General features: G+C 66.8%; 12 protein-coding genes and 1 pseudogene. 9 read left to right on the top strand and 4 right to left on the bottom strand.

Annotated elements, in window-relative coordinates; translation table 11 throughout:
- Nucleotides 1–35 precede the first annotated feature (35 nt).
- From AAHG09_RS14695 to AAHG09_RS14680, 4 genes are all read right to left on the bottom strand, one after another.
- A complete protein-coding gene (locus AAHG09_RS14695) occupies nucleotides 36–410 on the bottom strand; it encodes a hypothetical protein (protein ID WP_342108091.1) in 375 nt (124 codons plus the stop codon).
- A 370-nt stretch (nucleotides 411–780) separates the two neighbouring features.
- Complete coding sequence (locus AAHG09_RS14690) at nucleotides 781–2499, bottom strand: response regulator (protein ID WP_342108090.1); 1719 nt, start codon at nucleotides 2497–2499, stop codon at nucleotides 781–783.
- Entirely contained in the window at nucleotides 2496–2957 is a 462-nt protein-coding gene (locus AAHG09_RS14685) for a response regulator (protein ID WP_342108089.1), read from the bottom strand. Before AAHG09_RS14685 ends, AAHG09_RS14690 begins: the two co-directional genes overlap by 4 nt.
- 5 nt (nucleotides 2958–2962) lie before the next feature.
- Entirely contained in the window at nucleotides 2963–5209 is a 2247-nt protein-coding gene (locus AAHG09_RS14680; protein WP_342108088.1) for an ATP-binding protein, read from the bottom strand.
- Nucleotides 5210–5962: 753 nt separating this feature from the next.
- Between AAHG09_RS14680 and AAHG09_RS14675 the strand changes: the two genes are divergently transcribed.
- The 9 genes and pseudogenes from AAHG09_RS14675 to AAHG09_RS14635 all read left to right on the top strand — a co-directional run bounded on the left by AAHG09_RS14675 (nucleotide 5963) and on the right by AAHG09_RS14635 (nucleotide 13114).
- Nucleotides 5963–6889, top strand: coding sequence for an EthD domain-containing protein (locus AAHG09_RS14675; protein WP_342108087.1), 927 nt, complete (start codon nucleotides 5963–5965; stop codon nucleotides 6887–6889).
- 357 nt (nucleotides 6890–7246) lie between these two features.
- Nucleotides 7247–7426: pseudogene (locus AAHG09_RS14670) on the top strand (IS481 family transposase); the annotation flags it as partial.
- A gap of 2 nt (nucleotides 7427–7428) precedes the next feature.
- Complete coding sequence (locus tag AAHG09_RS14665) at nucleotides 7429–7749, top strand: hypothetical protein (RefSeq protein ID WP_342108086.1); 321 nt, start codon at nucleotides 7429–7431, stop codon at nucleotides 7747–7749.
- Between the two features lie 184 nt (nucleotides 7750–7933).
- Nucleotides 7934–9190: a tyrosine-type recombinase/integrase gene (locus AAHG09_RS14660; RefSeq protein ID WP_342108085.1), complete on the top strand. Its 1257-nt coding sequence runs from the start codon at nucleotides 7934–7936 to the stop codon at nucleotides 9188–9190.
- The gene (locus AAHG09_RS14655) at nucleotides 9183–10043 is read left to right on the top strand and encodes a hypothetical protein (RefSeq protein WP_342108084.1); all 861 of its coding nucleotides are present in this window, start codon (nucleotides 9183–9185) and stop codon (nucleotides 10041–10043) included. Before AAHG09_RS14660 ends, AAHG09_RS14655 begins: the two co-directional genes overlap by 8 nt.
- Nucleotides 10044–10200: 157 nt before the next feature.
- A complete protein-coding gene (locus tag AAHG09_RS14650; protein WP_342108082.1) occupies nucleotides 10201–10407 on the top strand; it encodes a helix-turn-helix transcriptional regulator in 207 nt (68 codons plus the stop codon).
- Nucleotides 10408–10410: 3 nt separating this feature from the next.
- Nucleotides 10411–10614 carry a hypothetical protein gene (locus tag AAHG09_RS14645; RefSeq protein WP_342108080.1) on the top strand — a complete coding sequence of 68 codons (204 nt, stop codon included), beginning with the start codon at nucleotides 10411–10413 and terminating at the stop codon, nucleotides 10612–10614.
- The gene (locus tag AAHG09_RS14640; RefSeq protein WP_342108079.1) at nucleotides 10611–10904 is read left to right on the top strand and encodes a hypothetical protein; all 294 of its coding nucleotides are present in this window, start codon (nucleotides 10611–10613) and stop codon (nucleotides 10902–10904) included. The genes AAHG09_RS14645 and AAHG09_RS14640 overlap by 4 nt, the downstream gene beginning before the upstream one ends.
- Complete coding sequence (locus tag AAHG09_RS14635) at nucleotides 10901–13114, top strand: DUF3987 domain-containing protein (protein WP_342108078.1); 2214 nt, start codon at nucleotides 10901–10903, stop codon at nucleotides 13112–13114. The genes AAHG09_RS14640 and AAHG09_RS14635 overlap by 4 nt, the downstream gene beginning before the upstream one ends.
- Nucleotides 13115–13141 lie beyond the last annotated feature (27 nt).

Raw genomic sequence — 13141 nt, 5'->3', positions numbered from 1 at the left:
CGCCGTCCCGGACATCACAGATGTACCACGACCCCTCATGCCTCCTGCGTGAACGGCAACGTCCTCTCCTCTTCAGGGGTGCTACGGCACGGCGCCGGGACGTCGGAGCCCCCTCCGTACGGATACCGCAGGCCGCCCTCCGGCTTCTCCATCGCCCGCGACAGGTTCGACCGCGCGTTGGCGGCCCGCGGCGCGGTGATGCCGGGCTCGGCCATCTGCGACGCGCGCCTGTCGGCGATGTCGGCCCTGCGCGGCTTCGCCCTGACGCCGACGCACGCCACGACCCGCGCCGAGGAGCTGATGCAGGACACGCCGGTGTGGGCGTGGACCAGGGCCGACGGCTTCGGGATCGGGACGAACCTGCACGCTGGCTGTTCGCGATCCTGCGCGATCTGTTCTTCCCGGAGCAAGGCGAGCGGAAGCGTGGGGTCGAGAACGCGGACGGCACCCTCGCCGGGCGCCTGGCCTCCGCCCCGGGCAGGAAGGCCACGTCGAGGTCCGTGAGCTCAAGGCGGCATTCGGGCACCTCCCGGGGACCCAACGGGACCGTCGGCCCCATCCTGCACAGGCCGGTCATCGCGGCGAAGACCACGGACCGAGCCGTCGCGCCGGTCCGCAGGATCGACCTCACCAGGGAGCCCTGGGCGCCACCGCCGTCTTTTGGCAGCCCCGGAGGACGGGCGCGCGATCTGGACCCTGGGCACGGTCGAAGTCCGTCCCCGCCCCGTACCCGATGCCGCGTGGGACGGAGCAGCGGCCCGGGTCCATCGTCTCCCAGGACTACGTCCGGTCGGAGACGAGGCGCAGGGCGGCCGCCGGCCGCGTCGCGAGGGCGGCCGCGACCTTGCGTTCGAGCTCCCCGTCCCGGAACGGCTTCATGACGACCGAGTCCGCGCCGCGCGCGCCGGCCTGCGTCAGGCCCGTGGTGTCCGCAAAGCCGGTGACGAACAGCACCGGCATGCCCGGCCAGCGCCTGCGGATCTCGATGGCGACCTCGGCCCCGTTCATGCCCGGCATGGCGAAATCGAGGACGACGAGATTGACGCACGGGTCCGCCTCCAGGGCGGCCAGGGCCTGGAGCCCGGACGCCGCTTCGCGCACGTCGTACCCGGCCTCGGAGAGCCGGGTCACGGTGACCTCCCGGACCTCCGCGTCGTCGTCCACGACGAGCAGCATCGGACGGCTCCCCGGCGGATGCGTCAGGGCGCAGTCGACGGGCGTGGCCTTCTCGGTCGCCGCCGCGGCGCCGCCGACGACCCGGGGCAGGTAGACCTTGATCGAGGTGCCCTCGCCGAGCACCGTGTCGATGCGGATGCCGCCGCCGGACTGCTTCACGAACCCGAAGACCTGCGCGAGCCCGAGGCCCGAGCCCTTGCCGACCTCCTTGGTCGTGAAGAACGGCTCGAACACCCGGGCAAGCACGTCCGGCCGCATGCCCGACCCGGTGTCGCTCACCGACACCATGACGTACTCGCCGGGCTGGGGCTGCTCCGGCCGGCTCGGCGCGCCGGTAACGACGATGTTTGCGGTCTCGATGGTGAGCCGGCCGCCCACCGCCATCGCGTCGCGGGCGTTGATGGCGAGGTTGAGGATCACGAGCTCGATCTGCGTCGCGTCGACGAGCGCCGGCCACAGGTCGCCCTGGAGCGTCGTCTCGATCTGCACCGCCCCGCCGATGGAACTCTGCAGCAGGTCGCGCATCGAGGCGACCGTCTCATTCAGTCCGACCGGGGTCGGCTCGAGCCGCTGGCGCCGGGAGAACGCGAGGAGTTGCGCCGTGAGCTTGGCGCCGCGCTCGGCCGCTCCGCGCATCATCGCGAGCCGGCGCCTCGACCGGTCGTCCGACACGGCGCGCTCCAGGAACTCGATGTTGCCGGCGATGACCGTCAGCAGGTTGTTGAAGTCGTGCGCGACGCCGGAGGTCAACTGCCCGACCGCCTCGAGGCGCTGGTTGAGCCGCAGCGCCTCCTCGGCCCGCTCCCGCTCGCCGATCTGGCGCTGCAGCTCTGCGTTCGTCTCGGCGAGTTCGCGCGTCCGCTCGCCGATGCGCAGCTCCAGCGTGTCGTTGAGCGCCTTCAGGGCCGCCTCTGCCGCCCGCTTGTCGGCCCGGGCCCTGGCCTCGGTCAGCGCCCGGACGATGGTCCGGGGCATCCGGTCGAGCCGCTGCTTGGTCACGTAGTCGGTGGCGCCGTTCTTCAGCGCCTCGACCGCCACCTCCTCGCCGAGCGTGCCCGAGCAGAAGATGAAGGGCGTCTCCGGGCATTGCTCGCGGGCGATGCCGAGCGCGCTCACCCCGTCGAAGCTCGGCAGGACGTAGTCGGCCAGGATCAGGTCGTGCCGCCCCGCCTGGGCCGCGGCCGCGAACTCGTCGCGCGTGATGACGCGCTCGATCTCGACCGGGTGGCCAAGGTTCTCGAGTTCCGCCTCGATGAGTTCCGCGTCGAGGTCGCTGTCCTCCAGGTGGAGGATACGCAGGGGGCCGGCGGCGGCCCCGATCACCCGTTCGATGGCCAGCCTCCCATGTGCGGCGGCGGCTCGTTCAGGAGCGCCCAGAACACGCCGATCTCCTTGATGGCCGCGAAGAACTCGTCGAAGGCGACCGGCTTCACCACGAAGGCGTTCACCCCGAGGTTGTAGGAGCGCACAACGTCGGTCTCCTCCCGCGACGAGGTCAGCATCACCACCGGGATGCCCCGGGTCTCCGGGTCGCCCTTGATCTTGGCGAGCACCTCCAGGCCGTCGACCTTCGGGAGCTTCAGGTCGAGGAGCACCACAGCGGGATCCTGTGGCTGTCGCTTCTCGTGCAGCCCGCGCCGGTAGACGAAGTCGAGGGCCTCCGCCCCGTCCCGGCAGATGACGATCTCGTTGGCGAGCTGGCTCGATTCGAGCGCGGCCAGCGTCAGCTCGACGTCGTTCGGGTTATCCTCGACGAGGAGGATCGGCTTCAGTCCGGCCATGCAGGTTATGCCTCCTCCCGGGTGGGCAGGGTGAAGTGGAAGGTCGCGCCCTCGCCGAGCCTGCCCTCGGCCCAGGTCCGGCCGCCGTGGCGCTCGACGATGCGGCGCACGTTGGCGAGGCCGATGCCCGTGCCCTCGAACTCCTCGACCCGGTGGAGGCGCTGGAACACGCCGAACAACTTGTCGACATAGGCCATGTCGAAGCCGGCGCCGTTGTCGCGCACGAAGAACACCGCCTCGCCGTCCTGGGGCGGGAGGCGCCCGACCTCGATGACCGCCTCGGGCTTGCCGCGGGTGTACTTCACGGCGTTCGACAGCAGGTTCTCGATGACGAGGCGCAGCATCACCGGGTCGGCGTGGACCCGCCCGAGCGGCCCGATCTCCCAGCGGACCGTCCGGTCGGGGGCGATGTCGCGGCTCACCTTGCGGCGAACCTCCTCGACCAGGGCGTTCAGGTCGCCCGACACCTTGTTCAGGGCGTGCCGGCCCATCTGCGAGAAGGTCAGGAGGTTGTCGACCAGGGTCCCGGCCGAGAACGCCGCCTCGATGATGGTGTCGACGTAGTGCCGGCCCTTGTCGGAGAGGTTGGCGCCCTCCTTGTTCTTGAGCAGATTCGAGTAGCCGACGATGTGCCGGAACGGCGCGCGCAGGTCGTGGCTGACCGAGTAGGAGAACGCCTCCAGCTCCTTGTTCGAGCGCTGGAGCTCTTCGCTCATGGCGGCCAGTTCCTCGGCCCGGCGGAGCACGATGCCCAGCACCGAGGCGCGCAGATCCTTGGCCGCCTCGACCTCGGAGAGGGACCAGGGCAGGGAACGGCCTTTCACGGTCTCCTTCCAGATCTCGAAGGACTTGCGCGGATGCAGCCGGTCCGGGCCGCCCGCGGGGTCTGGCCGGACGGCCTTCTCGGGGTTGCCGCCCCACTTCACCGTCCGCACGACCTCGGGCCTGAACCAGATGACGTAGCTCGCGTACTTCTTCGATATGGAGATCGCGAGGACGCCGCTGGCGCGGTCGGCGAAGCCCTCCGCCCGCGCCAGCACGTCCGACAGGGCCTCGGTGACGAAGACCTCGTCCTCGTCGCCGACCGACAGCCAGTCGTAGAGGGCGCGCACCTCGCGCTCGGAGGGCGTTGCCCCGAGAAGCCTGCAGCGGTCGGCCGTCACCACCGCCGCGCCCGAGGCGTTCACGAGGGCGAGCACGTCGTCGGGGTGATTGAGCAGGCCGTCGACGAAGCTCTCCTCCTCGGCCATGTAGGCGAGAAGGCGGGACTGGACCGCGCCGAGGGCGAGCCGCTGCTCGGCCTGCTCGCCGCGGACCTTGGCCGAGAGTTGCAGGGCGAAGATCTGGGTGAGGAAGTCGCAGGCGTTGCGGGCCTGGAGCGGCACCCGCCTCGGTCCTTCGTTGTGGCAGGAGACGAGGCCCCAGAGCGCCCCGTCGACGAGGATCGAGACCGACATGGACGCCATGGTGCCCATGTTGCGCATGTACTCGACGTGGACCGGCGAGACCGAGCGCAGCACCGACTGGCTGAGGTCGAGGGGCTTGCCGGAGGGCGTGGCGGACGGTCGGACCGGCACGGGGACGTATCCGGCGTCGGGTATGATGCGCAGGCGGTTGCGGCGGTAGAGCTCGCGCGCCTGCGCCGGGATGTCCGAGGCCGGGAAGCGCAGGTCGAGATAGCTCGGCAGGACGCCGTTGCCGTCCTCGGCGAGCACGGTGCCGTGCCAATCCCGGTCGAACCGGTAGACCAGCGCCCGGTCGAAGCCGGTGACGTGGCGGATGTCCTGTGCGAGGAGATGGCAGAGATCCTCGACGCCCCGCGCCGCTTGCAGGCGCTCGACGAAGGCGCGCAAGCGTGGCGTCAGCGCATCGAGGCCGGCGTCGCCCGAGAGGTCGTCGGTCTCCTCCAGTTCGAGCACGACGAGGCCGTCGACCCCGTGCGCCGCGACCTCGTAGGCTTGGCCGTCCCGTCCGGAACCCAGGGTGACGGTGCGGAGGTAGACTGCGCCGTCCTGATGCGCGGCCCCTTGGAGGTAGCGGCGGACGAGGGCGGCGAGTTCGGGAAAGGCCCTTTCGAGCATGGTGCCGACCGCGGCCGGGGCGTTGGCGCTGGCCTGGACGACCGTGAGGTCGGGCACGTCGAGGGCGAGCAGGAAGCCGTGCGGCTGGACGCTGCCCACGATGTGGATGGGTTCGCGATCGCAGGCCGACAGGTCGATGTGCTGGTGTGCAGCGTCGCTTCGCTGGTTCAATACCGGCCTCTTTGCCGCCAGCCCGCATGGGGCTGCTCACGCGTGTTAGCAGCCGCGCGACACCGCCGAAATGGGTCAAATGGACGGGGTACCCGGGGTTGTCGCTGCCCCCCGATCTGGGGGCGTGCGCCACGGCGAGGTGGCGGCTCGACCGTCACCCCCGGTGTGGATCGGCGTCGAAGCGTTACCCCTTATCGCTGCCAGGCTTAAGCCATTGAGATGACGCCTGAATTGGATGACGGGGCGGGGTCACGATCGGCGCCGACCGTGACCCCGCCCCCGATCTCATTTTCTGCAATTCGAACAAAGAGATAGCTACATTTGTTCCGGGGTCATGCTTCGACGCCGATCCACAGTATTCACCCCGTGACGTCCGAGCTGAGCCGGCGCTCATACCGGGCGGCAATGCCAGGGTCGGGTCGGTCGCAGGCCGCCCGCATTGTCCGCGGACGTTCTTTAGAGGCGGACAGACGGTTTTCGGCCTTGTCCAGTCCCGGCGGCGGGCGCGTCCGGATGGCTGGGTTTCTGCCGGTTCGCGTCCCGGCGCAACCGCGATGACGCGGACATCGCCCGGCGTGTCTCACGCAGGCACACCCATGCCGAGCTCAGACATCCGGCTGGCGAGACGGTCCTATCGTTAGGCCGTCGGTCCGGCTCCGCCGAATTACAGGATCCGGACGACGCGCCAGACGATCATTTCGCGCGTTTGCGTGCCAGTCGTCCCCTCTCGATCCTACGGAACAGACCCCTGACATGGCCACCGACCTTCATGCCGATCATGCGGCCCGCGATGCCGCGATTGCCGTGAACACCTACACCACCGTTCTGCGTCGCCCCCAGGTACCGCATGAGGTGTTCGCGACCTACTGGCGTGACGTGCATGGGCCGCTCTGCTCCCGCGTTCCGGGTCTTGCTTGGTACGTGCAGTATCACCTCGACCGCGCGCAGGACGCGCACCTCTGGCCGCGTCAGGACGGGATCGCGCCGTTCCCCGACTACGTGCTGGATGGCGGCGTGGAGATCGGCTTCGCGGACACGGACGACCAGGCGCTGTTCAACGCATCCTCGTCCATCCTCTTCTCGGACGAGCAGAACATGTTCGCGGCTACGGTCGCGTATGCGCTGCCCGCCGGTTCGCGCACCCTGGTCGATCGAATCCAGAACCCGAACCCCAACGGCGATGACGTGTTCGACCGGATGCACGTCCATCTTGGGCCCGGCACCAAGGACCCCGAAGCCTTCGCCGCCTGCGTGACGCGCCTCGCCGCGATGCTGGCGACCGACCCGGCACTGCTTCGCGTCCGGCTGCATCTCCCCGAACCCTACGACAATGCCGCCCCAGCCCCACCCGCGCCGGACGTGCTGCACACGGTGCCACCCGAGCGGGAGCGCCTCGCCATCCTCGACCTGACCTTCGCCACGCCCCTTGCCCGCCGCAGCTTCTTCCAGTCGCCTCGGTTCGCCGATACGGCCGACGACCAGAAGCGGCATATCGGACATGCCACCGCCTTCGCGGTCAGCGGCATGTACACCTACGTCCGCGACAAGCATCTGACGCTTGCGGGCCTTCGTGGCAGCCGTGCGGCGCAATTGATCGTGCGCCTCGGCGCCGTCAATCAAACGACGGAAGCGGTACGGCACCTGCTCTTCAACGGCCAACTCCGACAGCCGGAAAGCTGATTGGGTTTCGACGCGATCAAAAGCGACGCGGCGGACTGGGATGTCGCGTCCGGCCCGCCCGGTTCCCGCACTCAGCCGCGCTCGTTCGGCATCGGGAAGCTGCGCGGGTGCCAGACCGGGTAGGCGGGTGGAACGGTGCCCGCCGTGTCCAGCGCAGCCCCCTGTTTCGCACGGCGGCTCGGGGAGCTGCCCGTCCGCTTCCGGACAACGGATGCAACACGACGGACATCGCCGGAGGGACCGCTCACGAATCGAGACAGGCGCCCCTGGCTTTGATCAGATGTCTGATCCCAGGGTTTGATGGTGCAATCTTCACGTTGGAGTGAAGGGACGCGCTATGGGCCGGGTTCTTCACGGCAGCGCCACGAGCAGCTCCGCGCCCATCTGACCGCCTTCGTCAGCGCCTGCAACTTCTGCCGCCGCCTGAAGACCCTGCGGGGTCTTACGCCCCACGAGGCCAGCTGTAAGGCATGGTCCGCCGAGCCCGGACGCTTCAGATCAAACCCGCTCCGCCAAATGCCGGGACCAAACATCTAGCGGTGCTGAAGGAGGAGCGGGAGCGGGCTCGAACCGCCCTCGACCGGATCCATGTGGCCGAGCGTGCGCCGGCCGAGATCGAACCTGAAATCGTCGCGAAGTTCGGGCAACTGATGCGCGCGAACGTGACGACTGGCGAAGTTCCGTTTCGAAAGGCGTGGCTGCAGGCGGTCGTCGACAGGATCGAGGTAGATGCCAACGTTATCCGGATCGTCAGCAAAGTGAACCTGGAAGTCGCCGTAATCGGTGCGGCCTCATTAGCCACGCTCGGTGTTCGTAGTTCTATACGGAAGTGGCGCGCCCGAAAGGATTCGAACCTCTGACCCCCAGATTCGTAGACATGTTCTTGCAATTAACAGTCCCGAACAGTCCCGGTCAGATTTTTGGTTGCTAAGGCCCCGTCATCGCTTGGCTTTCTGACCATATGCTCCACATTGGCTAACAGCCCCGAACGCTCTTTAACGGGCGTGTCGCGATACCCTGCTGTTACCCGAGAGGATGCGTCTGGTGGTCGCGAAGGTCCTAACCATGCAGTCCGTCCAGCGTCTCAAGCCGCAGCCTGAGCGGCGCATCGAGATCCCCGACGCCGCCCTGCCCGGCTTCTACCTCGTGGTGCAGCCGAGTGGCGCGAAGTCGTGGGCGGTGCGCTACCGGATCGCCGGAAAGCCCCGGAAGTACACAATAGGCCCCTACCCCTTGTTCGACCTGTCCGCGGCCCGGGAGGCCGGGCGCGAAGCGCTTCAGATGGTGGCCCGCGGCAAGGACCCCATCGTCGAGAAGCAGGCTGCAATGGAGGCAGCTCAGGCGGCAGAGCGTGGCACGGTTCGCGCTGTCGTTGATGAGTACGTTCAGCGACACCTGAAGCCAAATAGCGGGGGGCGCCACGCCGCGGAAACTGAGGCGATGTTTCGAAACCATATCCTGCCGCGCTGGGGCGAGCGGCGCATGGGTGAAATTACACGTAAGGACGTCATCGCTCTTACCGACGCACTTGTCGACTCCGGCCTAAGCGTAGGCGCGAACCGGGTTTTCTCGGGAACCCGCGCGCTGTTCAACTGGGCGTTCGGCAGGGAGATCATCGAGACGACGCCCTTTCTAAAATTGAAGCTGCCGGTCCAAGAGAATAGCCGTGTCCGCGTGCTCAATGACGAGGAGGTGAGGTTCGTTTGGCAGGCGGCCGAGCGAGTCGGTTATCCGTTCGGCACCCTCGTCCAGTTCCTCCTGCTGACGGCCCAGCGCCGCGACGAGGTCGCACGAATGACTTGGCGGGAGTTGGAGGACAAGGACGGCTGGCTGCTACCGGGCGCGAGGACCAAAAACGGTCGGGAGCATTTGGTACCGCTGCCAAAGCGGGTGATGGCGATAATTGAGAGCGTGCCCCGCCTTCATGGCTCAGCTGAGTTCGTTCTCACGACGGATGGGCGCACGCCTTCGAGCAATTACGGAAAGAACAAGAAGAAGCTCGACGCTGTCATGCTGGACCTTGCCCGCAAAGAGGCGGATGCCGCAGGACGTGATGCCGATAAGGTCGATGTGCCGCATTGGACCCTGCACGACCTGCGGCGCACCGGCAGCACTGGCATGGCGAGGCTCGGGTTTCCAATCCACGTCACCGAAGCAGTGCTCAATCACGCATCTGGTGCGATAAGTGGCGTTGCGGCGATCTACAATCGCTATCAGTACCTTGAGGAAAAACGCGCGGCCTTGGAGGCATGGGCTCAGTTCGTCGAAGTGATCGTCGGTGAGGCCGCAGATCATGGATAAGGACTGGAAAGAGAAGCGCCTCGACGAACTGTGGGAAGCCTACCTTCCTGGCATCCTTCAGAAAGAAAAGGTCGGCGAAGGAACGAGGATCATACAGGGCATAGAGGCGATTTTTGCAGCTCGCAGCGACCACCGGTTCGCGAAGAACCGGGGCGATGTTGTGGCTATGCTGCTCACAGCCTCTAGGGGCCGGCTACTATGGCAACTGCTCACGGTCGAACTCGCCGACTGGATGCTTGAGGATGGCATCGTGCTGTCTCTCACCAATCGCGCAGATTGGGATCATCCTCGCACCCCGCTAAAGGCTCTTCTCGATTACTGCGCCGAATCCGGTTCACCTCTGCACCGGGATGCCATTGAACCAGCGCCGCTATTGCTCCCGCGCTGGCTGCTGAATGAGCTGCGATCTGCGCTCGATGCGTTGGATGAAGGCGAGGTGCATGATCTCGTCAGACCCATCGAGGGCGGCCGGCACGGCGACGCCTGGACCTGGGATCAAATGCGGGCGTGCGCATTGGAACACGTCGGTTTCCTGCATGGCCAGGGGATTGCCAAACAAATCGCGCGGCGACGCGTCAGTGCCCAGACAAGCATTTCGGAAGGCGCGCTACGGGATTGGGAGCGAAACGAGGAGCTGAACGAAGGGTTCAAGGACGCCTTAGAGGCGGGCCGGCTGAAGATAATCTTTGAGGACAACCCGCGATACGCAGAGAGCGACGGCAACACCGTCAATGGCAACGCCTTAGCTAGACTACATCGCTTCAAGTCGGATCCATCACTCGCAGATTTTGGCAAGGCTTACCGGCAACGGTTTGGGCATCGGCATAACCCTGGATCCACTGCGGGCGATTAGGGGTCAGTTGACCGCAGTTCCCGACTGACAATTAGCGGCAGGTTGGTCGCAGGTTATTGCGGCCAACTAACCCACAATCATCGACATAGCCTCAAGTATTTGTTCGAAGCATATTGCTTTCGAGCGCGAGAGTTTGCGCGCGTTTGGGAGTGTGAAGATGAGCGTTCGACAGAAGCTCTACTGCACCGCAACTCAGGTCCGCCGTCGCTATGGCGGGATCTCGGAGATGGGTTTGTGGCGCTGGATCCATGACGGGAAGATCAACTTCCCGAAGCCCGATCTGATCGTGAACGGCCGGCGGCTCTGGAGTGAGGAAACCCTCGACCTCTTCGACGCGCGCATCGCCGTGAAGGAGGCTGCATAAGCCATGAAGCAAGAAACCCGCGCATCGCGCGGGGCGATGGCGGGTCTCGAATTGTCTGCTGTGGCGGCTGACAAGTTCGTAGATACCGCGAAGCCCCTCGCTCTACAAGCATCCACGCTCGCCAAGCGCTTCGGCTTGACGCCGGCGGTGGCCAACCTTGTTGCTGAGTTGGCGCTCACTACTACGGATCGTTGGGGGCGCGCATGAGCGCCCCCTCCCTCAATCCCGAAGACTACGACTACGGTGATCCGGACAAGTACCGGGCCCACATCGCCGAGCTGATGGCGATGGTCGCCATGCGCGCGAACATGGCCAACGACTACGCCGTCCTGCGTGACGATGCCGGCCTCCGGTACACACTGAAATGCGCGGCGGCCGAGTTCAGGGCCGCCCTTGGGCTGCTCGGCGATCTCGCGGAACAGACCGAGCGCGAGCGCCAGCGGCGACAGCCCACGCCCGCCTCCCACCGTCATTCAAATGCGGAGGTGCGCCCATGAGAGCGCAAGAATTTGCGGCCGAGTTGGATCGCAGCGGCTCGCTGGACGACGATCGCCGTCACGGTGATCACGATAGGCCTAACGGCGCCAACGGCACTATCGGCACAGGGAGGAAAGATGGATGGCCGGAGCCTGATCTGAACCTGCTTGGCACCGGCCGACGCGCACCGCCGCCGTTCCCGCTGCATCTGCTCGGTCCGTGGGCCGGGTGGTGCGAGCGTAAGGCCAAGGGGGCGTCCGCGCCGGTCGACTACGTGGCGGTGGCCTTGCTTGCCAGCGTCGGCGCCGCCATCGCCAACGTGCGCTGGCCGCAGGCCGGTACCGCGTGGTCGGAGCCGCCGGTTTTGTGGTGCGCCGAGGTCGGGCCACCGTCCTCATCCAAGTCGCCGAGCATGGATGCGGCCTTTAACCTCGTCCGGTTCGCCGAAGACCGGATGGCGGATGGCTTTGAACAGGTTCAGCAGGAGCATGCCACCGCCAAGCAGGCCTGCGAGGCGCGGATCGAGGCGTGGAAGGTGGAGGTCAAAACCGCCGTGAAAAGCGGAGATCCGGCGCCCGCCATGCCGTCCGACGCGCAGGAGCCGCCCGCGCCGGTCCGGCCGCGGATCCGGGTCGCAGACGCCACGGTCGAGGCGCTGGGCGCGCTCGCCGCTGGCCTTCCGCGCGGACTCCTGCTTGTCCGCGACGAACTGGCCGGCTGGTTGGGTGCCTTCGACAAGTACGGCGGCGGCGGATCCGACAGGGCGTTCGCGATCGAGATGTATGGTGGGCGCGCCTACGTCGTGGACCGGATGAAGAACCCGGAGCCGTTGCGGATCCGGCATCTCAGCATCGGCGTGCTTGGTGGCGTCCAGCCCGACAAGCTGGAGATGATCCTGAACGGACCGGACGACGGGCTCGCCTCCCGTCTCCTTTGGGCGTGGCCGGAGACCAAGCCCGAGTTCCACCTCGCCCGCGGTGCGCAGGACGACGGGCCGATGCAGCGCGCGTTCGCCCGGCTCACCGACCTGTTGCAGCTCCACGATGAGTTCGGCCATCCCGAGCCGGTGATCGTGCCGCTCGCCCGCGAGGCGGAGGATCGGCTGGAGGCGTTCGCCAGGGAGATCGTCGAACGCTGCCACATGGCTAGCGGCCTGCTCGCCGGTACGCTCGGCAAGGCCCGCGGGCACTGTCTGCGCCTGTCCGCCGTGCTGGAGTATCTGTGGTGGTGTGGCGGCACCGAGGAATCGGAGCCGAAGGTGATTTCGCCCGACGCGGTAACGGCGGCTGCAGACCTGTTGAACGCCTACTTCCTGCCGATGGCCGAGCGGGTGTTTGGGGACGCCGTGATTCCGGTGGCCGAGCGGCGCGGCATGCTGCTCGCCCAGCACCTCCGGCAGAACCGGATCGCCGAGTTCAACGCGCGCGAGGTTCGGCGTCAGATCGGCGGCATGCTGCGCGACGCCGCCGACATGGAGGCGGCCTGTAAGCAGCTCGTGGAGGCGGGCCTGATCCGCCCGCGCTTCACCCGAGCCGGCGAGGTGAAGGGCCGGAAGTCTCAGGGCTACGAAGTGCACCCGGAGGTCGCCGTCACCCGCCCTTTTGTCGATAGCCCGGTTTCAGCGCGATCTTACCCCCCTGTGCCAATAGTGCCATTTGCGCCAATAGCTTTGAAAACTGACCTAACGGCACAAACGGCACAAACGGCACAGGGGGGTAAGATAAATCTGGACGCGCGTGGGACTGGGCGCGCCTTAGAGGACATGATCACCCCGATGCTCGATCACCTTGCGGAGGTGGCGGATCGGGCGAAGGTCCGCGGGACCATCGTGGCCTCAGACCCAAAGCGCCGGTCCAAGCGCACCAACAAGCACATCGTCACGGTGTTCACGATCTCCGCCATCTCGCGCTGCGTAAAGGCCAGCGCGGGACCACTGGTTAGCCTAGAGGACAAACTCGACATCACGCCCCCGCATAAGCGGTCCGTCAGGGCCGATCTGCTTGGCCGCGAGGCGCACACGATCATGGGCTGCGGGGGCAACTGGCCTTGTTGGATCGCAGTCGTGGAAGGCGATCAGAGAGGCCGTGGCTATCCAGCCAATCCCGATTCCTTCGACACTTGGTTCAGGGGCTGGACCAAGACCAAGGGCATCGTGGTCGTCGGCGACTGGCGCGAGGAGGCACGGAACGACGGTGCGCTGGAGTGGCTGAAGCGCGCGGCGGCCGAGTGACTGCGCTCAGGCGCAAGCGGCACCATT

It is taken from the genome of Methylobacterium guangdongense, assembly GCF_038442355.1.
In the GTDB taxonomy this organism is placed as follows: domain Bacteria; phylum Pseudomonadota; class Alphaproteobacteria; order Rhizobiales; family Beijerinckiaceae; genus Methylobacterium; species Methylobacterium guangdongense.
The sequence above is the reverse complement of the archived record's forward strand: the minus strand, read 5'-3'. Positions and strand labels throughout refer to the sequence as shown.